This is a genomic window from Lewinella sp. W8, from assembly GCF_004375085.3.
GTDB lineage: Bacteria > Bacteroidota > Bacteroidia > Chitinophagales > Saprospiraceae > Neolewinella.
In genome coordinates, this window is sequence record NZ_SNAQ03000002.1 from 416,783 (window position 1) to 442,501 (window position 25,719).

The window sequence follows — 25,719 nt, forward strand, 5'->3', positions numbered from 1 at the left end:
TCGCAAATTCGCAGACATCCCTTTGTTTTAGGAGGACCCCTCCGGGGCCCTGGAGCACCGCCCAACCATTTGCTTCACCAAATCAAATCCGGGGGTGTGTGCTTATGAATCTTTCGTATATTTGCAGCCGCTTTTGTCAAAGTGGGTCTGGGAGGCCCCGCTGCGACAAGGGTCGGTTCACTACGCTAAGCCCTCTTGCGGGGGCTTTTTGTCGTTAGTGGTCCGGCCGCTTCATCACCCTTTTTCAAAGTGGTAGTCCGCCCCAAAATGGTTATTCGGCGGATCCCGCAATTAACCACTGGGTCTTTTTGACCCACAAATTTTTTCACTATGCAAAGCAAGGGAATTATCAAATTCTTCCTTGTGGTCATGCTGATCGTGACGGCCGTGCAGTACCTCTACGTTATCCCGACCAACCAGGTCGAAGGTGACGCAGAAGACTACGCACTGGACCTCACCGGTGAGACCGAAGGCGAAGACTTTCGCCAGGCGTATGCCGCCTACCTGGACAGCATGTCCAACCAGGAAGTCTTCAAATTACCGCTGTTCCCAGCGCAAACCTACCAGGACCTTAAAGCACAACAGCTCAATCTGGGTCTTGACCTCAAAGGCGGTATGTCCGTCGTACTTCAAGTTGACTTACGAGAGTTCCTCAGGGCACTCGCGCGAAATACAAAGGACCCCACTTTCGATGAAGCACTCGAAAAAGCCTCCCAAGCTCAGTCCAGTGCCCAGGATGATTTCATCTCTCTTTTTGCCGACGCATGGGCTGACGTCCGCGGCGACAAAACGCTGGCCCCCATCTTCCAACGCAATGATGCCCTTCGCGACCAGATTGGGTTGAACACTTCTGACGCAGAAGTCCTGTTGATCCTCCGCGAAAAGGCCGACGAAACGGTAACCCTTACCTACGACCTGCTCAAGAAGCGTATCGACCAACTCGGTGTGGTCCAGCCTAACGTGAGCCTGGACGCCGATCGGGACCTGATCCTCGTGGAACTGCCCGGCATCGAAAACCCCGAGCGCGCCCGTACCTTCCTGCAGGCCGCCGCTAACCTCGAATTCTTCGACGTTCTGCGCATTGACCAAAACTCCGTCAATGCACTTATCGCCGCCGACCAGCTCCTCGAGCGTCGTCAGGCCATCGCCGACGGAAAGGATACCGCAGCACTCGATCAGGTGGAAATCGTTTACGATACCATCTACGCTACCGATGCCCTCGGAAACCTCACGGATTCCATCGCCAGCATTCAGGAGCGTGAGGTCCAGGATCAAACGGCCGGACCGCTCTTCAGCATCCTGCAGCCCAACGACGGAAGCTTTGGTCCTGCCGTCATCGGCCTGGCCAGTGAGCGTAACCTCGATCAGGTACTGGAATACATGAGTGACCCCGAGGTTGCCCGTCTGTTCCCCCGCAACGCTACGTACCGCTTCGACGAGCAGCCGCTCCCCGACGCCGACGGTAACCCCGGCACCTTCTACCGACTCTACCAGCTCGAGATGCCCCGTAGTGGAGAAGCCCCCCTTACGGGTGAGTACGTGACAAGCGCGAACTCCGGCCCTCAGCCCGACGGCCAGATTGCCGTCAACCTGAGCATGAACTCCGAAGGTGCCCGCATCTGGGCCCGGATGACCACGGAAGCAGCCAACGACAACAACCGTCAGGTTGCCATCCTGCTGGATGACCGCGTCGTTTCCGCTCCCTCCGTAAACGGTCCCATCCCCGGCGGAAACACCGCCATCACGGGTAACTTCTCCGTACAGGAAGCTACTGACCTCGCCAACATCCTGCAGGTTGGTCGTCTTCCCGCCCGGACGCAAATCATTCAGGAAAGCATCGTTGGTCCCAGCCTGGGTGCCGAAAACATCAGCCGCTCCATCACGGCACTGCTGATCGGTTTCGCCCTGGTACTGGTCTTCATGATCTTCTACTACGGTGGTGCCGGTATCGTTTCCATCATCGCCCTGCTGCTGAACCTGATCTTCATCTTCGGCGCCCTGGCCAGCCTCGGTACCGTACTGACGCTGCCCGGTATCGCCGGTATCCTGCTGACGATCGGTATGGCCGTTGACGCCAACGTTATCATCTACGAACGGGTCCGGGAAGAACTTCGTGCCGGCAAATCGGTCGTGAATGCCGTTCAGGACGGTTTCGCCAACTCCTACTCCGCCATCATTGACGCCAACGTAACCACCATCCTGGTTGCCGGCGTTCTGGCGTGGTTTGGTCTTGGTCCCATCAAAGGATTCGCCGTCGTACTGATCGTGGGTGTACTCGCCTCCGTATTTACCGCCGTCCTCGTCGGTCGCCTGATGGTTGACTGGTGGGTAGGCCGCTCCGGCAGCATGTCCTTCTGGACGGGCGCCAGCCAGAACCTGTTCGCCAACGTGAACATCGACTGGATGGGCAAGCGGAAGATGGCTTACATCATCAGCTCCGTACTGATCGTTGCTTCTCTGGCCGCCATCTTCGGCCGTGGCTTTGACCTCGGGGTAGACTTCAAGGGTGGTTACAGCTACCTGGTGCAGTTTGAGCAGGAAGTGGATTCCGAAGACCTCCGCCAGGCGCTTTCCGAGCCCTTCGGCGGTGCCCCCACGGTAAAGGCCGTTGACGGTGCCAACACCTTCAACGTAGTAACCAACTACCTGGTAGAAGAAACCGATCAGATCGACGGTAAGGAGCCCCAGGATCTCGTCCTCGAAGCGCTGTACACCGGCGTCAAGGACGTTGTCGGTGACAATGCGCTCACCCTTGAGCAATTCGGTAACACCGAGGCGGGAGAAGGCACGCACATCACCAGCGTAAGCAAGGTTGGCCCCACCATCGCCGACGACATCAAGCGTTCTGCCCTGTGGGCCGGCCTGATCGCCCTGCTGGGAATCTTCCTCTACCTGTTGCTCCGCTTCAACAAGTGGCAGTACTCCCTCGGTGCCGTTGCGGCCCTGTTCCACGACTCCATTATCGTGCTGGGTATCTTCGCCATCGGCTGGGGCTACTTCGGTTTCAACATGGAAGTTGACCAGGCCTTCATCGCCGCCATCCTGACGGTAATCGGTTACTCCATCAACGATACGGTGGTTGTATTTGACCGTATCCGGGAGTTCCTGAACACCTACGTCAGCCGGGGCAAAACGGAAGTCATCAACGGCGCCATCAGCAGCACGGTAAGCCGTACGGTGATCACCTCGCTGACCACCCTGCTGGTAGTGCTCGTACTCTTCCTGTTCGGTGGAACGAGCATCCGCGGTTTTGCCTTCGCCCTCGTAGTGGGTATCCTGGTGGGTACTTACTCTTCCATCTTCGTCGCCACGCCCATCGTGCACGACCTGACGGAAGACCTGGAGGCCAAGTCTACCAAGACCACCGAAGCTCCCGCCAAAGCAAAAGCCTAAGCGTTTCCTCCCAAACGCTTAAGTAAGCAATCATGCGTAGCCCCTCTCGCCAACCGGTGGGAGGGGCTACTCATTTTTACGCTAGTGCGATTGGGATCAATAAATACCCGAAGCCCTGACGAATAACCGTAGAAGGAAGCGGAGGATTAGGGCGCGGAGCGCAGGTGCGGGGTGTATTGGTGCTTTAGTCTGTTGGTCTGTTAGTCTGTTAGTCTATTGGTCTGTTAGTCTATTGGTCTGTTGGTCTGTTGGTCTGTTGGTTCGTTAGTCTTTTAGTCTGTTGGGCGGGCTGATTATGCTGCTTATTATAGCCACTCGGGTGCCAGTGGTATTTCCTGAATCTGCTGGGCGTCGTGCAGAAAAATCCCCGTTGCTCCGCCGTCCATGATCTGGCGAATGCGCTCCATGGAAGCCCTGGCCTGGGTGGGGTCGGTCATGCCGCCGGGGAGGATATTTTCGGCCATATTTCGGCGGTCGTCCACGACGTCACCCACGAGGAGAAATTGCCTACCATCCTGTAGGGCGACCCGGACGGACTGATGGCCGGGGGTATGACCGGGAGTGAAGAGAAGCTCGACGCCCGGCATCAGGGTCCAGTCACCTTCGTGTAATGCCAGCCGGTCGGCGGGAACGGAAAATTCTTCCGGGATAAACCCTTCTGCGGGGGTAAGTTGTCTGGCGTACTCCCATTCTTTCTGCTGAACGTGTACGCTTGCCTCCGGGAACGCGAGGGTGTGGCCGGTATGGTCCGCGTGGAGGTGGGTGAGCACGACGTGGGTAACCATTTCCGGGTGAACGTCCATGGCCGCCAGCTGGGGAAGTAACTCATGCTCGGAAGTCACCAGGGGTGTTGGATAGCCCGGTCGCTGCGGGAAATACCGCTGGCGAGCCCCCGCATCTCTGAGCTTCCGCTCGTCCAGGCCGCCCTCCACAACCACGTACCCCATTTCCGTATCCATGAGGTAGCAGCATACGGGGACGGCGTGCCAGAACCGTTGTCCGCCCCCGTGGTAGGAAACCGAGTGGGGAATAAATTCGTAGCCACAAAGAAGGACGGCGAGCCGCCGGACGGATGATTCCATGGAGAAATAAGTTAGGTCCACAAAGTTAATTGAACTCCCCTTGCGCTGCCGTTCTGACGTTGGAAGAGAATTCCCTTTCCGGGAACCAGCTTTTATATTCGGGTCTTACCGGTTTACTTTGCTTAGCGGCGTACGCCGGCACCTGTACCGGCTGAGCCGAGTATTCCGCTTCGCTTCACGGTCCCACGCAAAATGAAATTCTACCTTCACGCTCACCATCATCCCCTACTTTACCCAGCAAACTGGAATTTGTCACCATGAGTGAAAATGCACCTGCCCCTCCCAGAGATCGTTCCTATTACATGGCCCTGATTGCCATCATCATTAGCTTGGTCGGGACCGGAGTTTCCATCATCGAAGCCAAAATTTTACGCGATCAACAGGCCCTGATGGTGCAGGAATCCTCGGCCTCCGTATGGCCCTATATTTCGGTAAACAAATCCATCGGCACCACCGTCACGGCGGAAGGCTTCACCCCTACCCTGGCCCTTTCCCTAAAAAATGGGGGTATCGGTCCGGCCATTCTCAGTCCGCGGACCATCATTTTCCGCGGTAAGACCTTTTCCGACTCCGATGCCTTCAACGTCTTCCTGGAGAAGACTTATCCCGGGCTTAGCCTGATCTTCAACGTGGACATCATGGACGACGGGGGAATTATCCCCGCCTCAGAAACCATCGCCGTGCTGGGTATGATGCTGATGGGAACCGCGGAAGGCATCGAAAAGCTCGATTTACTGTCTGAAATATCTGATGACCTGGAATTGTCCCTTTGCTATTGTTCCGTTTACGAAGAGTGCTGGCAATTAACGGAAGACACCCATCCGGAACGGGCCGAAGACTGCGCACTAAAGGTTAACCTTTAGTCGGTTTTGCTCCGACGGTTTTTCTGGCCTCTACCACCACGGCCAGTAGGATCAAAGCCCCCCCGAGCAGGCTGGAGGGACCGGGAATTTCCCTGAAGAATACCACCCCCAGCAAAATCCCGTACACTGGCTGAACGCAGGCCAGCAGGCTTGCCGTGCTCACCGAAAAATGCCGGAAACTCCCCAGAAACAGGGTATGTCCAATGGCGGTAGTAAACACCCCCAGCCCGATCAGGTAGGGCCAGGCTTCCGGCCTGGGTCCCAGAGATCCGTAGGAAAGAATGGGAAGCAGCGCTATCCCCGTCACCACTACCTGATAAAACATCAGCACGGAGCCCTGTACGGCATTGACCTGCGTTTTCAGCAAGATGTTCCGGAGGGAATAAATGAAGGCCGACAGCAGGCCGAACAGCAGACCCAGGGTGGCCCCGTCTTCGAGGCTGAAACTGGGGGCCAGGAAATATACTCCCGCCACCACCAGCGCGGCCAGCAATAGGTGACGGGGCTCGAAGGGTTTGCGCAACAGGAGAGGCTCCAGTAGCGTCGTCATGGCCGGGAAGGTAAAAATGGACAACATGCCAATGGCGACGCTGGATAGTTGGAGCGCATAGAAATAGGTCACCCAGTGGCCAGCCATCAGTAGTCCCGCAAGCAGCACCATCCCGGTCCGTTTCCATCCACGCAAACGAAAGGTATATCCCTTCCACCAGCAAAAGGCCCCCAGGAGCCCCAGGGCAATGATGGCGCGCCACCAGACGGCCTCGATGGGTGCCAGGGGAACGAAGCGTCCCAGCACCCCGGAGGTTCCGATGAAGATCATCGCCAGATTGATCTCGACCAGGGGACGGTAGGAAGCAGTAGGTGCGGGTGAGGGCATCAGAGCAGGGTCCAGATTTTCGCGATCAGCAGCGTTACGATGCCCACCGGAATGATCCAGCGGTAGGCGAAGGTGAGGTAGCGTCGGCGGGCGGGAAGCAGGGAGTGTCCCCCGAGGGTTAATTCTTCAAAAAAGCCGGACAGCGTCCAGCGACGCAGCAGGTAAGCGCACAACAGGAGGGCCCCCACCAGCAGAAACACACTACCGAACCACTCCAGCAAAAAGTTGAAGTATCCGAGTTGGGGTCCCATACCCGCAAAGTTTTGCAACCACTGCGGTCCATCAGCGGAACAGGACAGCACTACGGGAATCGTCAGCAAAAAGGTCGCCAGTCCAATCAGCAGTCCCGTGGTCGACCTTTTCTTCCCGTACTGCGTGACGAAGGTACGCAGGGGCGGCTCCAGCAAGGACACGGCTGAGGTAAGAATGGCCGTTCCGAGCAGCAGAAAGAAGGCCAGCCCGACGAATTGTCCCGCCGCACCGTAGGTTTTGAAAATCTCGACCAGATTGATGAATACCAGCGGAGGGCCGTTGTAGATATCTCCCCGGATTCCTCCCAGCAGGGGCACCACCAGGATGGCTCCCATCATGGCCACCAGGGTGTCCAGGTGAACGATACGTGGTGCATTCTTGAGTACGTTGGTTTCCCGCGGGATGTGGGTGGCGTAGGTCATCATGCCGACGGCTCCCAGTCCGAGGGAAAAGAAGGCCTGCCCCAGGGCGTGCAGCAGGCCGAGTTCGCCGGTTTCGGTGGGTACCAGCAGGGCCGCCCAGTCAAACCGCAGGAGGTTACCGTAGTCGACGGCTTCGGGTTTAAGGATGGGCAGCGAGATGATCAGGAAAAGGATGAGTAGTCCGAGTAGGGGCATCCCGAATTTGCTGAGTCGTTCTACCCCGGCCAGGAGCTTCCGTGAGGAGATCCAGGCGGTCAGGAGGGTAAAGAGCCCCGTAAAGAGTAGGGCCCGGGGGATGGTGCCCGTAACGGCCCCAAAGGCCGGCCCCGCGGGGCCGGCGGCCAATTCCCCGTAGTTGGCTACGTATTGCCAGATGTAATCTAGGGTCCAGCCCGCCAGCACCAGATAGAAAGAAGCGACCATGATGGAGGTGAGCATCCCCAGCCAGCCCACCCAGGCCCAGGCCGGGTGATCACCGGGATTGGACTGAAAAGCATCAATGGGGTTCTTGCCGCTGCGTTTCCCCATGGCGTTTTCGAGGATCATCATGGGGACGCCCATGAGCAGGGTGAAGGCGACGAAGGCCAGCACGTAGGCGCCGGCCCCAAAGTAGTGCACCCGGTAGGGGAAGATGACCAGATTGGCCACGCCAATGGCCGCGCCGGCCGAAGCCAAGATGTGCCCCGTACGGGAAAAGGTTGTTCTCATAAGTACACGATCAGGGGGTATTACCCCTTCTTTTGGATGATGTAAGCCTCCACGAGCTGTTCCATTTTATCCATGGTAATGGCGCCGTTGGCGAGGATGAGGTCGTGGAATTCCCGGATGTCGAACTGGTCGCCCAACTGCGCTTCGGCCCGGGCGCGCAGCGCGCGGATTTTCAGTTCACCCATCTTGTAACTCACCGCCTGCCCGGGCCAGCCGATGTAGCGATCTATTTCGGTGTTCACTTCGTGGAGCGAAAGGGCCGTATTCTCGGCCAGGAATTGGACGGCTTCCTCGCGGGTCCAGCCGAAGTAGTGCATGCCCGGGTCCACCACCAGGCGGCAGGCCCGCCACATTTCGTAGGTCAGGCGGCCGAAGTCTTCGTAAGGTGTCTGATAAATGCCAGCCTCTTTGGCGAGGTATTCACAATACAGGGCCCAGCCCTCCCCGAAGGCCGAAAGGTACATGCCCTTCCGGAAGCCCGGAACGTTTTCCATCTCGGCGGCCAGCATCATTTGCGTATGGTGCCCCGGAACTCCTTCGTGGACTGAGAGTGCCGGAAGGACGTAAAGCGGCCGACTGGGAAGGTTATAGGTATTCACCCAGTATTGTCCGGCCCGATTGCCCCGGTAACTTCCCGGGGAATAACGCCCTCCGGTGTAGTTGGGCGCCAGGGCGTCCGGCACCGGGGTTACCGTGAGCGGCATCCGCGGTAAATGGCCGAAGTATTCCGGCAACTTACCCTCCATACGTTTGGTGATCCAGGCGGCGTGTCGCAGCAGCTCCTCTCCCGTTTTGGCGTAAAACTGCTCGTCGGTGCGGAGGAACTCCAGAAAATCGGCAAAACTCCCCTCAAACCCCAGCTCGTCAATGATGTCCTGCATTTCCTGACGGATTCGGGCTACTTCCCGTTGTCCCGTTTCAAAAACTTCCTTCGGACTTACGTCGTAGGTGGTAAAGTAGCGGACCCGTTGCTCGTAGTAGGCCTTCCCGTCAGTAATGGAAGATATCCCCACTTCCGCCGGAGCTTCGTCCAGGTACGGACCACGGAGAAAGTCCCGGAAAGCCCGGTAGGCGGGCAGGACCGTATCCCGGACCAGGGGCATGAGTTGTTTGGCGTAGTCGTCCGCAGCGTCCGCGACGGGCAGGAAGAACATGGTCTCTTCGGGGGGTAACTCCAGCATGCGGTCAATCTGATCGGCGCAGTTGTTTACGATCAGCTTCGGGGACAGCTTTCCCGCCCGCATACCCCGCTCCATTTGGGCCTGTTGCCATTGTAGATAAGCCGGCAGTTGCTGCAGGCGTTCCCGATAGCCTTTCCAGGAAGCCTCGTGGCGAACCCGGCGGTTGGCGGTTGCGTAAATGATGCCCGCCAGGAAACCACCTTCGGAATTAAGCGGGAAGGTGTTTGCCCCAAACTCCATCCGGTACCGGTCATCACTGGTCTGCAGCCGCAGCAGATCGAGGTTGATCTGGTTTTGTTCGTTCAGGGATTCCTGATCAATGAAATCCAGGGATTCCAGGATACCCCTCAAAAAACCAGTTTCCGCCCTGGCCTCCGCTTCCGTCCAGGTAGGCCAGATTTTACCGGACGTGGGGCCCCGATGATCATGGTAGCGGTCAATGACCGCCTGGAGCTGGTCATCTGCCTCCGTTTGTCCGGTTAGGAAGCCCGACACCAGGATGACGAAGAGGAACAGGGTGCTGCGCATGCGGAATACTTTGGGGTAAATGTAGTCATTCATCCACATCCCTGCACGCTACGGAGTTGGTTGCGAGTTTCGGCTTTGCGCTATTCTTCCGCCCGCATTCTTGGCCACAGGTAAAAGAAGAAAAAGAGGAGGGGAAACAAAGTTCCGCTTAGCGCAGGGATCAGGGCAGCGCCCAGCCAATTGCGATTCAATCCAAAAATGGTAGTGGGGCCGGCTTCTCCCGCATGCATTATGGACTGCCCCACGTATCCCATATACAGGGCCAGGAAGAACACCCCGAGGGTCACCACTCCGAGGATTAACAGGTGCTTATTTTTCACGGCGAATCAATATTTAAGGGTCAAGTAATCAAGACTCTATCACTTCCCCTAAGATAGGAATTACCGCGCCAATTAGCTAGCGAATAAGACGAATGGTTTCCTCCTGCCCACCATCACCGATGATTCGCAACAGGTAGGCCCCCGCGGGGAGCCCGTTCAGGGAATTATTGATCATAAGCTGGTGGTCGCCGGCGGTACCGGAAAACTGTTGCTGCCAAAGTTTACGCCCGTCAAGATCGAACAGTAACAGCTCCACCTCCTGGCTACGGGGAAGGGTAAAGGAGATCCGCAGCTGCTCCGCAAAGGGGTTGGGGCTAGCCTTGAGGGCAAACGTAGTGACGGCATCAGTAGCTGCTTTGCCCCTTACCGTTGTCGGCGTTGGCTCCAGGGGTTGAACCTTCTCGCTATTCTGGCGTGCGCTTCGCCGGGCGAGTCGTTCCGCCTTGCGCTCCGCCCGACGGGCTTTGCGGCGGGCGAAGAGGTCGCGCCAGTAGTCTTTCCAGTCGCCGGTCTTGGCCGGACCGGTGGGGCGATCGGGGGTAAATCGATCAATTTTGTGCACCATGAGGTTTTCCAGGGCCGAAGGTTTTTCGTGATGCACAACTACCGCGCCAACAAAAAAGCCCATGACAGATTCCTCTAGCATCATTTGGAGTACCTGCGGGGTTTCTCCCTTTGTCTCCGCCAATTGCCGTAATTCCTCCACTGAATAGACTCGTTCCTGGGTGGAGAACCCGGTGTAGGAGAATACGAGTACCAGTGGCGCGGCGTCCGAAACGGCCAGCGAAAATCGTCCGTCCAGATCCGTGACCGTCCCCGTAGTTGTTCCCTTGATCAGGATCGAAGCACCGATCAGGGGCTCACCTTGCTCGTCGGTAACTTGTCCCTGGAGGGTGAACGATGAGGGTGGAGCAGGGTCCGCTGAAGAAGGCTCAGAGACGGTATTCACCATGAATCCTACTACGAATACTTCCTCCGCAAGCGGTTCCCTCACCAGGTTAATGATCCTACGTTCGGCGGCCTTTTCCCCATCCGGTACGTACTCCGACGCTTCGGCCGGATAGGTTAATTCTACCGTCTTAAAGCCCGTGTAGGAAATTACGATGGTGACCGACTTCCCCACCGGCAGGTCCAACGAAAACTTACCGTTGATATCCGTGACCGTTCCCGTAGTCGTCCCCTTGATCAGGATCGAAGCACCGAACAGTGGTTCCTGATTATCGTCCAAAACAACCCCGTTAAAGACATTCTTTGCGGTGGGCGTGAGTTTCTGCTTACTGTCCCCTACCGGTAGTTGCTCGGTCTGTTCCAGCGCCGTTTGCTGCCCGAAGGCCGGCACGGAGAACAGTAAGCTGACGGAGGCAGCCAGCGCCCCCATCCCCCGCCGTCGGCGGGGCCCGTCCAGGCGCAGCTCACGGTCCAGTTGGTCGCGGCGAAAACGCCCGCAGAGGTTACCACCGTTTTCGCGCAGCACCCGCCCCATCTCGCGATCACTCATGTGGGTAAAGTCGGTGATGTTCTTCTCGCAAGTGGCACAATGACGCCGTAACTCGTCAACGGGCGTCATGGCGGTCCAGTCTTCCCCGCAGGGTTTCGGGATGGAAATCTTTAGTGGAGTGTATGGCATGGGTTTGGAGTTGAGGTGCTCCGAGCGTGGCTACTCCGATTTTCCCGCCGGAAGATTCCTTTCGGCTGGGTGAGTAACATGGCTTGGAGGAAGGAAACCAAGGTATGTGTCCCCCAGTAGATGCTGCCCCTACGGATAATGCACAAAAACCTGGCCATACCGATGAACGCGGCACCCGCGCGGCGGCGCCAAAAATCCGATTCCCTTCACGTGCAGTGCGATCAACTTATTCCCAACACCACGCCAGCTTCCCACTGGCCGGTAATATGGACCCGCTAAGCCTCCCCTTTCGGACCGTTCTTCCGCCATAACCACCAGCCCGCCACCAGCAATCCGGCCAGGCCGATCCATGGCCAGGGAAAGGTCTTCCGCTCGATTCCCCGCGCGCTTCCGTAATAGGTCAGTCCCGCCCAGTAGTACGGCGACTTGAGATAAGCGGGCATGTCGCTGCGGTCCAGGTATTTCAGTTGTGCCTCGTGCAGTGCGTCGGGCTTACCGGCCCCGCGCTTCAGGGCTGCGTAGAAGTCTTCATTGATGGCTGCCGCCGCCCGGTCATTGAGCGTCCACAGGCTGGCGACTACTCCCCGCGCACCGGCGGCAGCGAAGGCTCTTCCCAGGCCCAGCACGCCTTCACCGCGGGCGAGCGGACCGATGTTGCTCTGGCAGGCACTCAGCGTCACCAGCCCGCAATCAAGCCGGTGGGCGTAGACGTCGGGCAGGTACACCGGCTCGGTGGCCGTGAGGATCCTGGGCGGTGAGTCCCCCTCGGGGTTAGCGTAGGCGTGAGACGACAGGTGAATCGTGCCGTAGTCCGTCATCCGGGCCAGCAATTGCTCCCGGGTGGCGGCATCGTTGAGTAGGAGCTCTGCTCCCAGCGTTCGTTCAAGGGTGGTTATTTCCTGCTCGCTGAAGGGCAGCGCGGGAGCCTCTCCCCGACCCGTGGCCACGAAGGGAGCAAAAGCAAGGACGTTGGGCGAGGACGCAGGTGCCAACTGTTGCCGTTGGAGCAGGGTGGCCGACTGGGCGTAGCTCACCAGATGGTTACGCACCAGGTAGGAGGCCGCCCCCAGGTCACCTTGTTCCCCTTCCGTCACCAGCGCGGCAAAGGGCAGGTAGGCCAGAATGCCGTCGGGAATGACCAACAGCCGCTCTCCGGATTGCAGCTCCAGCGGAGCCAGCAGCATCCGGTAGACCGTGTGGCTGTGAGCCAGGAAGCCGGCGGGATCCTGATCGATTTTGTCGGAACCCGTGAAATAGTACAGCAACTGGCGGACCGCTTTTTCCACCGCATCCCTGTTTCCCAGGTCATGCAGCATGGTTTCCGCTCCCGATAGGGCTAACGCGTATACACGCTCATCGCCAAAGAAGTACTGCAATTGTCGATCCCAATTCCCCCTGGAGAGGTCTTCGCGGGCCGCTGCCTCGTCGATGGTTGTCGGGGCCAGTTGTTGGGTAGCGTATGCCGGCAGCGTCCGTTGGACTGATTCCTGCAGCGCGTTAATGTCTGATCTGGTCTGGATTAGGTTCTTCCGCAAACTGTCCAGCGTCTCCGCATCGGCGGTCAGCGCCGTCCGCTGTAAACCGAGCAGCACCCGGTTCGCCGAATCCAGTGAACGCCCCAGTTCCGGGGGGAGTAACCGCATCAGGTCCGCCTCCGCCCACGCCTCCAGCAACAGCAGGGCCCGGCTTTTCTCAAAGAAGAGGAAAGCCTCCGTATCGGCTGCTTCCTCCCGGCAAATGGCAATGGCCAACTCATACACGGGCATGGCCTGCTCCCGCCAGAACAGCTTGCCCACCGTACCCCCCTGTTCCCTGGCCAACGCATCCAGCACCCCATCCGCCGCGTAGATTGCCGACAGGGCGTCCGCGCTACGGCCGGCCAGTCGGTACATCCGGGCCAGGTCTCCCAGGTAGATGAATAAATCGACCAGGTAGGGGTTATCCAGTAAATCTTCGCGGGTGGGGACGGGTGATTCCTGGCTGGGCGTCCACTCCCCCACCAGCGCGCCGATGGCGCGCCCTACCCTGCTGATCGCCAGTTCATAGTCTCCCGTGGCGGCGGCAAGCTCCGCGCCGTTGTCGTAGGCCTGCGCCAGCAGGACGGGGTCACCGGTGGTGCTGACGTAATCCAGATTCCGGTTCCAGGCGGCCAGGGCACCCGTCTCGTCACCGGCGGCGCTGCGGGACAGCGCCAGCAGGCTCTGGAGCTTGGCCACCTCACGGTCAACGCCCGCGGCCGAGAAAATGGCCAGAGCCGCAGCGGCGTTTTGCTCCACGGAAGCGTAGTCCTTCAAGCCGTAGGCGGCTCCCGCCAGGTCCAGATGGGTGCGGGCGATGTTCATACCATCTTCCAGGATCGTATAGATCGCCAGGGCGTTCGTCAACGTATCGCGGGCCGCGGCGTGGTGTTTCTGCTGCACCAGATTCTGCCCCAGCAAGCGGAGGCCGTTAGCTACGTGACGGTCAGCGCCGAGTTTCCTTCCATCGCGGATCAGCGTCATCAGGATCTCCGACGAGCGGTCATAATCTCCCATCCGACCGTATACGAAGCCTAATTCGGCAAGACTGCGCATTCTGCGCTCCGCATGATCGATGGTTTCATACACCTCAATGGCTTCCCGCAAGTAGGCCTCCGCCTCGCGGTAGCGCCCCAGGTTGTGGGTAAAAATACCCAGGTTGTGCAAACACTTTCCGAGGGTTTCCGTAGGATCCTGGCCCGCGAGCAGCGTACGCTTCAGGTCCAGCGCCCGTTCCCCGAAGTATACCGCCGATCGAAGATCCCTGCCCTCGACGTAGGCGAGGATACTCAGGGAATACAGTGCCTTTTGCAGGCTGTCGCGGTAAGTCGGGCATACGTTTGCCAGGCTATCTTCGTAGCTTCCCACCTCAAGCTTATCGGGGTAGAACCGTTGATTTATTTCCGCAATGGTCGGGCACTGCCCCCACAATGCGGTGGAGCACACAACGAAATAAATCAGGGCAAAAACGACAATTCTAGGCATGTGAGAGCATCCGAGGTAGAATGCAAAAATGCCAAAGGTCTATCGCTTCACCAAACGCTCCACCCAAAGTCGCCCGGCCAAGCGAACGGAAAGGAGGTAGAGGCCCGGGGGTTCGTTCCGGATATCAATGCTCACGGTATCGCCGGTCAGTGGCGAGAGCCCACCCGTTTCGGTCACCAGCCTTCCGGCCATATCGTAGACCCGGAAGTTGGCGCCGGGCAGCGCCTGGAGGATTCGGACCTGGATGATTTCCTCAATGGGATTAGGCGAAATCACAAAGGCCGCCGGCGTGGTGGGGCTCATGTCTTCTACGGAAGTCGTACAGAAAGTATCCAGGTAAAGCAGATTTCCGTCGAGGACGTAGGGGCCCAATTCGGCCGGGAACTTTGTGGCCGTGCTGAGCAGGTAGGCTCTGGTCTGAGCAAAGTCCTTCCCCGCTTCGCAGGTATACATGGCTGCGGCTGCCGCCGCGGCCGGGGTAGACATCGAGGTTCCCGTCTTGTCCGCCCGGGCATCGTCCGGCACGGTACTGTTGATCATGATTCCGTCGGTGAAAACGTCTACGAAGTCGGGGTTGTAGTTGGTGAATTCGGCCTTCGTCAGGTTGCCGTCCGCATCCATCATCTGGGTGCCTACCGCAAGGACATTGTCCAGGGGGAAGGTCGCCGGATACTGGGCATCAGCTACCAGGTTAAGGGAATCATTACCCGCCGCTGCGGTCACCAGCACCCCGTAACTGGCCGCCGTATCGATGGCGTTACCGAGAATGGTGCTGCCCGTACCGTAGAAGCCCCAACTCGCGTTGATGACGGCCACTTCCTCGTAGATTGCCGCATGCAGGGTGGCGCAGGCGGTATTGAACAGGGAACCTACTCCCCGGGAATCATGGGTCTTGTAGGGAATCAACTGGAAGCTACAGCCCGCGCATTCCTTCAGGTTTTCCGCTACGATTCCCGAAACGTGGGTACCGTGGCTGTTGTCGTCAAAGGGGTTGTTGTTGCCGTCCACGAAGTTCCAGCCGATGACGTTGTCGACGAGGCAGTCCGCATCGTCGTCCGCCAAGTCCCCCAGGGCATCATCGTTGCGGTAGAGGTAGTCGGTCAGGTCCGGATGATCGAAATCCAGTCCGGTGTCCAGGATGGCCACCTTAATGGCGTCCGTCGGTGCCGGGCCCAGGTGGTCAATGTCCAGTGGCGTCAGGGGAAGGTTAGGGAGATCCGGGTTGAGGTCCAGCTCGTTAAAGTTAAGGTAGTTCAGGTCCACTCCGTCTACCGTTCCGCCGGAATCCGACCCCAGCACGCGTTCCAGGATTTCTCCTGGATCACCCAAAATCTCACCGGAAACCGGATCGAAGAAATTTCCACCGGGGAGCTTCCACAACTCCAGCCGGTCACAGACGCAGCTTTCGACCCGCTCCGCCCGTAATCGCTGCCGGATTATTTCCTTGTCTTCCGTACTCGCAGCATCACTGAAGTCAAAAATAAGTTCGAAGGGCACGGCGGGAGCGCCGACGGAATCCACTACGAAATCACGGCCAAGGTTCTCGAGTTGGGGTCCGAGGGCCAGGGGGAAGGTAGGCCGCTCCGGGCTGGTTCTTTCCAGGGTGACGTCATCCAGCAACCAGAAGTCCAGCGCCCCTTCCACGTCAAACTGGATCGTCATTTGCGACAGGTTTGCCGTTACTTCCCCGAGGGGAATTGCGTGGTAGCTCCCGGAAGAGGTTTCCTCGCCGGGTTCCAGGTTCAGACGTAGCAGAGAGTCGAGGAGTACGGTACCGTCGGCGGCAGTAACAATAACCCGGGGTCCTCCTCCTTCTGACCGCAGATACTGATAGAAGGTGAGGTACAAATCAGCGACTCCGGCCGGCACGCTGATCACGGGGGAGGTAAGTTGTCCGTCTCCTTCGAGGTTCGCGTAGCGCGCAGCTCCGCCGCGGCTGGCGGAGCGCAGCCGGCTGCGGTTATTCCAGTCGGTATCGGGAATTCCGTCCGCCATGCCGTCGGCGGACCAATCCCAGGCTCCGGTGACCGTCCAGTCATCCAGTCCGGCATCAAAAGTTTGCTCGTACAGTTGTGCGTTCAGGTTCAGGCCCACCAGCAGGGCACCAAACAGCATAAGTGTTTTTAGGATACTTCGCATAAAACTAAATTTCTGAGGGATCTAAGGCATCGGTTAAAGGCTCGCTCTGAGTCGATTGGCCTTTTCCGTAAGGTAAGTGTCCGTAGACGGGATTTTGTCTAGAAAGATAAGGGCTGCGGCCGAATCGCCGCGCTTGACGGCCGCCAGGGCCAGGTACCAGTTACCGTAAGCCGCCAGGGCACCTTCGCTGGCCGCAATTTCCGTAAAGATGTTCACGGCCTTTTCGTCTTCGTTGGATTCCAGGTAGGCGATTCCGAGCGCCAACCGGGCCCGCTCGTCCTCCGCCTGGTCAGCGAGGTAACGTTCTAGCAGTGGAATGGCCCGCAGGTAATCGCCCGCATTAAAGGCCGTTTCGGCGGCCGCCGCATCCGCCAGGGCGGTTCCACGCTCGGTAATGGAGAGGGGATCATGCTGAGCGAATTCAGCGTAGGTATTGCCGGAGGGGAAAAGGAAACTAAGCGCCAGCGCAAAAACCAGTAAAATGGCGGCCGCTGAGCCGTATACTGCCGGCCGGCGCCACCAGGGGCGCAGAGGCCTTACTACCGCCCCTTGCTGGTCGGGGAAGAACTGTTCCCCCAGGACGGACAGGGTGGGTCGCAGGGCCTCTTCGTGGGATTTTGCGGCCAGGTGGGCGGCAAAACGCCGCCGCTCCCGCAGTGCCTCCCCAAATGCTGCGGAGCTTACGGCCCGTTCCTCCACTCCCTGCCGGTCCTCTTCACTGAGGTCCCCCTGGAGGTAGGCGTCGATTATTTGAAAGTCTTTGTCTGTCATCTTGTTTATCACCTTTGCCCTTCAATAAGTTCCCGCCAACGACTTAGACATGCATTCTTGCGGCGGTAGACCGTGTTGGCGTTCGTCATGCCTAAACGCTCGGCGGCCTCCGAGGAGGAAATCCCCCGGGCCAACAAGCGAAGCAACTGCTGGCAGGTTGCCGAAAGCTGGGCAAATCCTGCATCCAATCGCTGTTTTTCGAGTTGGTCGTCTTCCCACCGCTCATAGGCCGAAACCGTGGCGGATTCAGGGGTATATCGTTCGGCTTCGATGATTCTTACCTCCGCTTCCTTTTTTTTTCGCCGTAACTGATTGATCCACTTATTCCTGCAGATGGTAAAAATCAAGCCACCGATGGGACAGGTGAGCGTAAAGTCCGGTTGATGGGCACTGTGGTGCAGACTGATGAGGGCCTCCTGAAAGAGATCACGCGCATCGGCAGCGCTACCGTTGTTCTTCGTCACCCAGCTCAAGATTTTCGGGCTGCACTCCCGGTACAGTTCTTCCAGGAGGCGGGAGTCGTTGTCGCGCAAAGCAATGATGTAGCGAAAATCCGGGTGATTTGACATGGGTAAAGTGCTGACGATAGCGTCAGGAAATTTTTTTTAGAAAAAATCCCTTTTCGGGGGTAAGATACTCACTGCTGGCTCGATAAGGGAGTGTATATGCTTTCCGTTTGACCGACACTAATCCCATGAACGTTTCCCTATTAACTCAACCGCCGGACAGTCAATAACTGTCCGGCTTTTTTATTTCTGCCCATACCTCAATTTCCGGAGGATTATTCAGGGGGCGACATAGCGCAGGTGCCGAGCCTATGGGTAATTAGGGGAGACGCAAAATCTCGCGTTTCTGCAACCACCGAAAACCATGGCACCCGCACCCCGTTGACAAAAAATAAAAAACCCGGCCATGCACGAGGCATGACCGGGTTTTTATGCTCTAGGGGGATAGAGACGCAAGGTTTTGCGTCGCTACTATTCTTCTTCCTGAGCAGCGGGGGCCGCAGCGGCAGCTTTGGCGGCTCCGCTACCACCACGGCGGCGGCTACGGCGCGTTTTACCGGCCTTCTTACCGCTCTTGTTGTACACTTCGTTGTAGTCAACGAATTCGATCATGGCCGTTTCGGCACCGTCACCCTGACGGAAGCCCGTCTTGATGACGCGCAGGTAACCTCCGGGGCGGGTACCAACTTTTCCGGCGATTTCGCCGAAGAGTTCGGTTACGGCCTCCTTGTTCTGAAGGTAGCTGAATACCGTACGACGGTTGTGCATGTCGTTGGTCTTGGCCTTGGTGATCAGGGGCTCCGCGAACTTGCGCAGTGCTTTGGCCTTGGCCAGGGTGGTGTTGATACGCTTGTGCGTGATCAGCGCGATGGTAAGGTTACGGAGGGTAGCCTTACGGTGGGCACTCTTGCGGCCCAGGTGGTTGAATTTCTTACCGTGACGCATGACGGTGATGAATTTGAGGACAACACTTTCGGATCAGTTGGCGCGGAGCGGGCATCCGCTGTGATCCGGGGTAATTGTCGGTGGATAAATAAACACTCGGGTTACGAGCGGCCCGGTTTGGTCTTTTAGTCCGTTGGACTGTTAGTCTGTTAGTCTGTTGGTACGTTTAGTCTTTTAGTCTGTTAGAGGCTTCGGAAGTGATCTTCCTAGACTTCTAACAGACTAACTGACCAACAGACTCTTTACTCCTCGTCGAGCTTGTACTTGCTCAGGTCCATCCCGAAGGTGAGGCCCTTTTCTACGAGAAGTTCTTCAATTTCTACGAGTGATTTCTTACCGAAGTTGCGGAACTTCAGCAGCTCGTGGGTATCGTACTTAACCAGTTCTCCGAGGCTGTTGATTTTAGCCGCTTTGAGACAGTTATAAGCACGTACGGAGAGGTCCAGATCCTCGAGGCTCGTCTTGAGCAGTTTGCGCATGTGGAGGATATGCTCGTCCACGATGGTTTCCTCACGGGTGGTGGCCGTGTGGAGCTCAATGGCTTCGTTGGTGATCAGGGCGAGGTGCTGGATCAGAATACGAGCGGCCTCCCGTACGGCATCTTCCGGGTGGATGGTACCGTCAGTTTGTACGTCGAGGATCAGGTTCTCGTAGTCCGTCCGCTGACCTACCCGGGTGCTTTCTACCCGGTAAGCAACGTTCTTGATGGGGGTGTAGATGGCATCTACGGGAATGACACCAATGGGTGCATTCTTGGGCAGGTTTTCGTCGGCGGGGACGTAACCGTGGCCCTTGGTGACCGTAAGCTCTACTTCGAGGTTAACGAAGGGCTCCATGGTACAGAGCAGCAGCTCGGGGTTCATGACCTTGAACACATTGGTGTGGTCATCGATGTCCTGGGCCGTGAACTGGTCCTTACCACTGATGGTCAGGTAAATCTTTTCTTCCTCAGTTTCGTCGTTTTGGATGACTTGCTTCAGGCGAACCTGCTTGAGGTTGAGGATAATTTCCACCACATCTTCGGTAACGCCGCGGATGGTGGAGAATTCATGGTCTACTCCGGCGATCCGGACGGCAGAGATGGCGAAACCCTCGAGGCTGGACAGCAGCACACGGCGGAGGGAGTTACCAATGGTTTGTCCGAAACCGGGTTCCAGGGGCTTAAATTCAAAGGTGCCTTGAAAATCATCCGATTTTTTCATCGTGATTTTGTCCGGCTTCTGGAAATTCAGAATACTGCTCATATGATGATTTGAAATCTTTGAGTGCGAATTAGTCCGTTACAACCGGACATAAACACCTGGACTATAAAATAAGTTTGCCCCAGCGGGCCCGGAGGCCGACTGGGGGCAGGATGGCGGTCCGGGGCGGGTTGGGTGGGGAAAGGACCAGCCACCCTAATATAACTTGTTTCCTCCGGCCGGAGCCGGAGGAAACAAGGGGCACTTTACTTAGAGTAAAGTTCTACGATCAACTGGGTGTTGATCTTCTCGGGGATGGCTTCACGCTCGGGGTAATCGAGGAAGATGCCTTCCATTTTATCGCTGCTGAACTGGAGCCAGCCGAAGTTACGTACGTCGCTCTTACCGCTTACGGTGTTGCGGATAACTTCGAGTCCCTGAGACTTACCGCGAACGCTGATCACGTCACCGGGGCGGAGCTGAGTGGAGGGCACGTTGTTTACGCGACCGTTCAGCATAATGTGGCGGTGAGAAACCAGCTGACGGGCAGCACGGCGGGTGGGGGCCAGGCCAAGGCGGAATACTACGTTGTCGAGACGAGCCTCGAGCAGTTGCAGCAGTACTTCACCGGTTACGCCACGGTTGGCGGCAGCTTTCTCAAAGAGGTTACGGAACTGGCGCTCCAGCACACCGTAGGTGTACTTAGCTTTCTGCTTTTCCGTAAGCTGCAGCTTGTAGTCAGATGGCTGACGACGGCGACCACGGCTGTTACCGTGTTGACCGGGCTTATATTTCTTTTTTTCGAAGGCGCGGCTGGGGCCGAAGATAGGTTCGCCGAGCGCGCGGGCTTTTTTAGCCTTAGGACCAGTATATCTAGCCATGGGTAGCTTTAGTCTTTACGTTAAGGGAAAAAATTATACGCGACGACGCTTCGGTGGGCGACATCCATTGTGGGGGATCGGAGTGACGTCCTTGATCTTGGAAACCCGGATGCCCGCACCGTCGATAGCACGAATGGCTGCTTCACGGCCGCTACCGGGACCCTTCACGTATACCTCTACGGTACGGAGTCCGAGGTCATAGGCCTCGCGGGCAGCGTTTCCGGCCGCTACCTGGGCAGCGTAGGGAGTACTCTTCTTGGATCCGCGGAACTTTTCCTTACCGGCAGTTCCCCAGCTGATCACATCACCCTTCTTGTTGGTGATGCTGATGATGATGTTATTGAAAGAAGCCTGGATGTAGGCCAGTCCTTCGTTTTCAACCTTTACGTTGCGCTTCTTCGCTACGCGGCCACTTTGTCTCTTAGCCATTACTTAGTCGCTTTTTTCTTGTTAGCTACTGTCTTACGCTTGCCCTTACGCGTGCGGGCATTGGTTTGCGTCCGCTGTCCACGCAGGGGAAGTCCCTTACGGTGACGGAGGCCACGGTAGCAGCCAATGTCCATGAGACGCTTGATGTTCGTCTGAACTTCCGTGCGCAGATCACCTTCAACTTTATACTCATTGGTAATGAGGTTGGAGATGGTACGGATATTCTCATCATTCCAGTCGGCCACCTTCGTATTGTGGTCAACGCCGGCCCGGTCGAGGATTTCAGCGGCCAGGCTGGGGCCAACACCAAAGACGTAGGTCAGACTAATAATACCGCGCTTGTTTCGCGGCAGATCAACACCTGCAATTCGTGCCATAAGTTAGTGTAGCTTGAGCTTAACCCTGCCGTTGCTTAAACTTGGGGTTCTTCTTATTAATAATGTAGATTTTGCCCTTGCGACGAACGATCTTACAATCGGCCGAACGCTTTTTGACGGAGGGTCTCACCTTCATAACTTGAAAAGTTTACGCGATTAGCGGCAGCGAGAAGACGGACTATTTGTAACGGTAGGTAATGCGTCCTCGAGAAAGATCATAGGGACTCATTTCCACTGCTACCTTATCACCGGGAAGGATTTTGATGTAGTGCATCCGCATCTTTCCGGAGATAGTCGCCTTGATTTCGTGATCGTTTTCCAGCCTTACGCGAAACATCGCATTTGACAGGGCTTCTTCAATCACGCCATCCTGCTTAATCAGGTTTTTTTTGGACATGTTTTAAATTTCGGAGGGCAAAGGTAGGACTTTCTCCCGTCCCGCCCAAATGTTAACCAAGAAGTTTTCACTTAGTAAAGGAATCAGAAGCAGAAGTGGTTGAGTATTAAGGCCTTTGATGGCCTCAATCGCCCATTTTTCCTGACTTTCCGGCCAGATTTACCCAAATCCGGCAATTCCGCCTTCTCCGAAATTTTTCCCCGCTGGCCTAGGCTACCGCAATGGGCTGGTAGCGCGCCACAAGTTCATCGTCGAGATTATCGACGACTTTCAGGTTGGGATTGTTGCGAATCGCCTCCTCGATCGGGCGATGATCGCTCATCAGATCCGCCGGAGCGCCGTTGGCCGTAATGGCCACCGAATGCTCGTAGTGGGCCGAGGGTTTGCCGTCGCGGGTGATGATCGTCCAGCCATCCTCGCGGCTGGCCACGTCCCGCTTGCCCATGTTGATCATAGGTTCAATGGCGATGATCAATCCTTCCTTCAGCTGGGGGCCGCGACCGCGGCGGCCGAAGTTGGGCACGTCGGGGGCCTCGTGGAGGCTTCGGCCCAGGCCGTGCCCCACCAATTCTCTGACCACCCCGTAGCCACACTCCCGCTCGGTGAACTGCTGGATGGCGTGGCTGATGTCTCCAACCCGTTTGCCCGCCCGGGCGGCGTCGATGCCCAGGTAGAGGGCATGCTTGGTGCGGCGACAAAGCTCCATAGTGGCTTCCTCAACGTCTCCGACACAGAAGGTGTAGGCAGCATCACCGTAGAATTCATCGACGATAGTGCCACAGTCAATGGACAGAATGTCTCCATCCTTAAAGACCTGCTTTTCGTCGGGGAGTCCGTGCACCACTTCCTCATTTTGGCTGACCAGCAGCGTAGAAGGGCATCCATACAGTCCCTTGAAGCCGGGCACGGCGCCGTGGTCACGGATGAAGGTTTCGGCGAAAGTATCGATCTCCTTTCCGGTCAGGCCCGGGCGGAGCATCTTTCCAACCTCCGTGAGGGTCTTGCACACCAGGCGACAGGCCGCCCGGCTACGTTCAATCTCTTCCGGAGTTTTGAAAATCATTTTTCGATCCTTTCTACCCATGGTTTATATCTTTTCCTTGTAGCCAAACGCGTATCCGCGATCGGAGTTGCAAGTTTACTCCCGGATTGGCTGCTTAATTGACGAGCAAGCTCCTGGCTCACCCCCGAAAGCCGCAAAGATAGCATGGGCCATACCTTATATATATGGCAGGTAGATAAGATTAACCGAGCAACTTTTCCTGCGATACTCCACGACCGCGGCTCCCGTCGAAAAAAACGTGGCACCTGCTTTAGCCAAAAAGTATAACAATGAACCCTCAGACAATCTGACCGCAGCACCGATTTAGTGGGTCAGGGGCCATCCATGCATTAATTAGGAGCACAATTCTGCGTACCTTCGCGGTGCACAAAGAACCAGATGGGAAAAGTAATCGCCATTGCCAACCAGAAGGGCGGCGTGGGTAAAACCACGACGGCCATCAATCTTGCTGCCTCGCTCGCCATCCTGGAGCGAAAGGTCCTGCTCGTAGACGCTGACCCCCAGGCCAACGCCAGTAGCGGGGTCGGGATTCCGGCCGACGAACTGGAGGAGTCTCTCTATGACGTACTGATTAACGGGTTGGACGTCAACGAAGTCGTTTACGAAACGGAAACCCCCAACCTTCACCTGATTCCCTCCAGCATTAACCTCGTGGGGGCCGAAGTGGAACTGATCAATCGGTTCCGGCGGGAAGACGTGATGAAAAATCAGGTCACCGAACCGCTGCGTAACAAGTACGACTACATCCTCATCGACTGTTTGCCTTCCCTGGGCCTGCTTACCGTCAATGCCCTTACGGCCGCAGACTCGGTGCTGATCCCCGTTCAGTGTGAGTACTTCGCCCTGGAAGGACTGACCAAACTTCAGGCCACCATCGCTCAGGTACAGCAACAGCTCAATCCCAGTCTTCAGGTGGAGGGCATTCTGCTGAGCATGTATGACCAGCGCCTGCGCCTGGCCAATATGGTGGTGGAAAAGGTCCGGGAAATCTTCACCGAGCAGGTATTCGACACCATCATCCACCGGAACGCCAGAATCAGTGAGGCTCCCAATATGCACATGCCGGTCGTGATGATTAATGCGGGCAGCCGGGGAGCGACCAACTTCCTGAATCTGGCGGAAGAATTCCTGATTAAGAACGGGGAGGCCGTCGGTAAATAGGTCCGGGCCAGCTTAAACGCAGCCGAAAATCAGGTAAAAGAACCACCGTCTCCGCAAACAAAGGGGGGGATGAGACATTAGTTGACTACTGGCAAAAGAACAGCAATACACCATGGGTAGAAAACACCGCAGGGGAAAAAAAGCGATGCAGGCACCGGCGGCCCCGGAGCCGACTTCCAGCCGCTTTCAGTTCTTCTTATGGATTTCTTCGTTTTTCTTCTTCGCGGCGCTGATCATGCGGTTGGACGTCATTACGGCCTGGCCGGGAGCAGAAAGCTACGCGCTGGATCACGCCCTGAGTCTCGAGCGGGGCAGTTCCCTACTCTCGTTGCTCTACTACGGGCTCTTCCCCATCGGCGCAGGAATTGACACCAATACCGAAGCCGTTTGGTTGTTTCCCCGTCTCTTGTCCAGCGTTTCGGTACTGCTGACGGGCTTTTTCACCTTCCGCTACGGCGGAAAGCTCTTTGGGAAAGACGCCATGACCTACGGGCTACTGTGCGCGGGGGCCTCCCTTTTCCTGCCCTTCTTCGGTAAAGTAGCCACGGGAGATGCCCTGGCACTACTGGGGCAAACGGGGTTTTTCTGGACCATTCTTCTGGCCGGAGTTGACACGGAAAAAAACCGGCTGCTTCCCGCGGCCCTGTTTATTCTGGTGGCGGCCGTGGCCGCCCCGGCCTCCAGTCTGGTCTTTGCGGTGGCCACGATCCTCTCCGGCAGGCTACTCCTTGGCGGAAACAAGCAATGGTTTAACCTGCTGGCGTTGCTCGGGATTCCCCTCATCGTACTGTTGCTGCAGGGCAACCAGGGGATACGCACCTTCTGGTTCTGGGGCAGCCACCCACTGGGGTACGGGAAGTGGCTGTTGTACGCTCTCTTGGGAATGCTTCCACTGCTGGGTTGGATGCTGGCCGGATTCCGGGACCTGATCTACAAAGTGCGCAAGGAAGAACAGGCCGGCAGAATATTTGCGGCCGGGCTACTGATTAGCTTTCTTACTCAGTCGCTACTGTTCCCCCTGATTATTGCCCTGTTGGCCGGTAAGCAAATGCAACTCTACTTCCGGGAAGCGAATTATCCCTGGCGGGATTGGGTACGGGGTGGTGCCGTGGTGCACCTGATCCTGGCCTTTCTGGGAGCTTTCCTGGCCCTGGCCGGTATCGGAGTAGCCTTCCCCGGCGCGGGTTTCCGCGCCGCGCTGGGCATGGCCGCCGCCTACTGGATCTTCAGCCTCCTTGGGGTGATCGGCCTTTACGGAGAACGACGAGATTTTGCGCTGGGGGGAAGTATTCTGGCGGGACTACTCGGGGTCCTCTTTTTCTGGGTTCAGGTCTATCCGTACTTCGAAGCGGAGCGCGGATGGGCCCGTCGCCTGGTCGAACGTTCGGAGGTGACCCTGCCCATCTACATTCCGGCGGGGGACGCCACGAGTACGGCCCTACCCTATTATCGCCGGGCGGGATTCCCCATCACCAGGGATTCCAGCAAGGCAGACTTATTTCTGGATCACTGGCCCCTTACCGACACCCTCAGCAGCGCCCCCATTGAACTCAAGGGGCGCATCCTGCTGGAGCAGCGGGAGTTTGGTATCCGGCCCAAATAGGCCGTACGGTC

The 25,719-nt window shown here is 57.3% G+C and carries 22 protein-coding genes; 4 read left to right on the forward strand and 18 right to left on the reverse strand.

Going from position 1 to position 25,719, the window contains the following annotated elements:
* The first annotated feature begins 330 nt into the window (after window positions 1–330).
* Window positions 331–3,393 carry a protein translocase subunit SecDF gene (gene secDF / locus E1J53_RS04125; protein WP_134271381.1) on the forward strand — a complete coding sequence of 1,021 codons (3,063 nt, stop codon included), beginning with the start codon at window positions 331–333 and terminating at the stop codon, window positions 3,391–3,393.
* Between the two features lie 305 nt (window positions 3,394–3,698).
* Here the strand turns inward: secDF and E1J53_RS04130 are convergent, their stop codons facing one another.
* The gene (locus tag E1J53_RS04130) at window positions 3,699–4,475 is read right to left on the reverse strand and encodes an N-acyl homoserine lactonase family protein (RefSeq protein ID WP_134271379.1); all 777 of its coding nucleotides are present in this window, start codon (window positions 4,473–4,475) and stop codon (window positions 3,699–3,701) included.
* Between the two features lie 257 nt (window positions 4,476–4,732).
* Here E1J53_RS04130 and E1J53_RS04135 point away from each other — a divergent pair, with 257 nt between their 5' ends.
* Window positions 4,733–5,338, forward strand: a complete 606-nt coding sequence (locus tag E1J53_RS04135) for a hypothetical protein (protein WP_134271377.1) — start codon at window positions 4,733–4,735, stop codon at window positions 5,336–5,338.
* On the opposite strand, the gene E1J53_RS04140 is transcribed toward E1J53_RS04135, so the two are convergent.
* The 17 genes from E1J53_RS04140 to map form a co-directional block, all read right to left on the reverse strand.
* On the reverse strand, window positions 5,328–6,215 hold the full coding sequence (locus E1J53_RS04140) for a DMT family transporter (protein WP_253929917.1): 888 nt from the start codon (window positions 6,213–6,215) through the stop codon (window positions 5,328–5,330). The two genes, E1J53_RS04135 and E1J53_RS04140, sit on opposite strands and share 11 nt — an antisense overlap.
* Entirely contained in the window at window positions 6,215–7,597 is a 1,383-nt protein-coding gene (locus E1J53_RS04145; protein ID WP_134271376.1) for a sodium-dependent transporter, read from the reverse strand. Before E1J53_RS04145 ends, E1J53_RS04140 begins: the two co-directional genes overlap by 1 nt.
* Window positions 7,598–7,617: 20 nt before the next feature.
* A complete protein-coding gene (locus tag E1J53_RS04150) occupies window positions 7,618–9,306 on the reverse strand; it encodes a DUF885 family protein (RefSeq protein ID WP_173021359.1) in 1,689 nt (562 codons plus the stop codon).
* Between the two features lie 80 nt (window positions 9,307–9,386).
* Entirely contained in the window at window positions 9,387–9,626 is a 240-nt protein-coding gene (locus tag E1J53_RS04155; protein WP_134271372.1) for a hypothetical protein, read from the reverse strand.
* A gap of 76 nt (window positions 9,627–9,702) precedes the next feature.
* Window positions 9,703–11,253 (reverse strand): carboxypeptidase-like regulatory domain-containing protein, encoded by a 1,551-nt coding sequence (locus E1J53_RS24615; RefSeq protein ID WP_368671726.1) that lies wholly within the window; start codon window positions 11,251–11,253, stop codon window positions 9,703–9,705.
* Window positions 11,254–11,528: 275 nt separating this feature from the next.
* Window positions 11,529–14,255, reverse strand: a complete 2,727-nt coding sequence (locus tag E1J53_RS04175; RefSeq protein WP_134271371.1) for a CHAT domain-containing protein — start codon at window positions 14,253–14,255, stop codon at window positions 11,529–11,531.
* 39 nt (window positions 14,256–14,294) lie between these two features.
* Window positions 14,295–16,394, reverse strand: coding sequence for a S8 family peptidase (locus tag E1J53_RS04180; protein WP_134271369.1), 2,100 nt, complete (start codon window positions 16,392–16,394; stop codon window positions 14,295–14,297).
* 33 nt (window positions 16,395–16,427) lie between these two features.
* Window positions 16,428–17,165: a tetratricopeptide repeat protein gene (locus tag E1J53_RS04185; RefSeq protein WP_134271367.1), complete on the reverse strand. Its 738-nt coding sequence runs from the start codon at window positions 17,163–17,165 to the stop codon at window positions 16,428–16,430.
* 8 nt (window positions 17,166–17,173) lie between these two features.
* A complete protein-coding gene (locus E1J53_RS04190; protein WP_134271365.1) occupies window positions 17,174–17,734 on the reverse strand; it encodes an RNA polymerase sigma factor in 561 nt (186 codons plus the stop codon).
* Window positions 17,735–18,142: 408 nt separating this feature from the next.
* Complete coding sequence (gene rplQ, locus E1J53_RS04195) at window positions 18,143–18,616, reverse strand: 50S ribosomal protein L17 (RefSeq protein WP_134271363.1); 474 nt, start codon at window positions 18,614–18,616, stop codon at window positions 18,143–18,145.
* A 242-nt stretch (window positions 18,617–18,858) separates the two neighbouring features.
* Window positions 18,859–19,860, reverse strand: a complete 1,002-nt coding sequence (locus tag E1J53_RS04200) for a DNA-directed RNA polymerase subunit alpha (protein WP_134271361.1) — start codon at window positions 19,858–19,860, stop codon at window positions 18,859–18,861.
* A 203-nt stretch (window positions 19,861–20,063) separates the two neighbouring features.
* Complete coding sequence (rpsD, locus tag E1J53_RS04205; RefSeq protein ID WP_134271359.1) at window positions 20,064–20,678, reverse strand: 30S ribosomal protein S4; 615 nt, start codon at window positions 20,676–20,678, stop codon at window positions 20,064–20,066.
* A gap of 33 nt (window positions 20,679–20,711) precedes the next feature.
* Window positions 20,712–21,107: a 30S ribosomal protein S11 gene (gene rpsK / locus E1J53_RS04210; protein ID WP_134271357.1), complete on the reverse strand. Its 396-nt coding sequence runs from the start codon at window positions 21,105–21,107 to the stop codon at window positions 20,712–20,714.
* The gene (gene rpsM / locus E1J53_RS04215; protein ID WP_134271355.1) at window positions 21,107–21,484 is read right to left on the reverse strand and encodes a 30S ribosomal protein S13; all 378 of its coding nucleotides are present in this window, start codon (window positions 21,482–21,484) and stop codon (window positions 21,107–21,109) included. Before rpsM ends, rpsK begins: the two co-directional genes overlap by 1 nt.
* A gap of 19 nt (window positions 21,485–21,503) precedes the next feature.
* The gene (gene ykgO, locus E1J53_RS04220) at window positions 21,504–21,620 is read right to left on the reverse strand and encodes a type B 50S ribosomal protein L36 (protein WP_134271353.1); all 117 of its coding nucleotides are present in this window, start codon (window positions 21,618–21,620) and stop codon (window positions 21,504–21,506) included.
* Between the two features lie 42 nt (window positions 21,621–21,662).
* Window positions 21,663–21,881 (reverse strand): translation initiation factor IF-1, encoded by a 219-nt coding sequence (infA, locus tag E1J53_RS04225; protein WP_020569089.1) that lies wholly within the window; start codon window positions 21,879–21,881, stop codon window positions 21,663–21,665.
* A gap of 208 nt (window positions 21,882–22,089) precedes the next feature.
* On the reverse strand, window positions 22,090–22,944 hold the full coding sequence (gene map / locus E1J53_RS04230) for a type I methionyl aminopeptidase (RefSeq protein WP_253929953.1): 855 nt from the start codon (window positions 22,942–22,944) through the stop codon (window positions 22,090–22,092).
* Between the two features lie 378 nt (window positions 22,945–23,322).
* On the opposite strand from map, the gene E1J53_RS04235 reads away from it, so the two are divergent.
* Both E1J53_RS04235 and E1J53_RS04240 read left to right on the forward strand, forming a co-directional pair.
* Window positions 23,323–24,105, forward strand: a complete 783-nt coding sequence (locus E1J53_RS04235; protein ID WP_134271350.1) for a ParA family protein — start codon at window positions 23,323–23,325, stop codon at window positions 24,103–24,105.
* 112 nt (window positions 24,106–24,217) lie between these two features.
* Window positions 24,218–25,708: a hypothetical protein gene (locus E1J53_RS04240; protein WP_134271348.1), complete on the forward strand. Its 1,491-nt coding sequence runs from the start codon at window positions 24,218–24,220 to the stop codon at window positions 25,706–25,708.
* Window positions 25,709–25,719 lie beyond the last annotated feature (11 nt).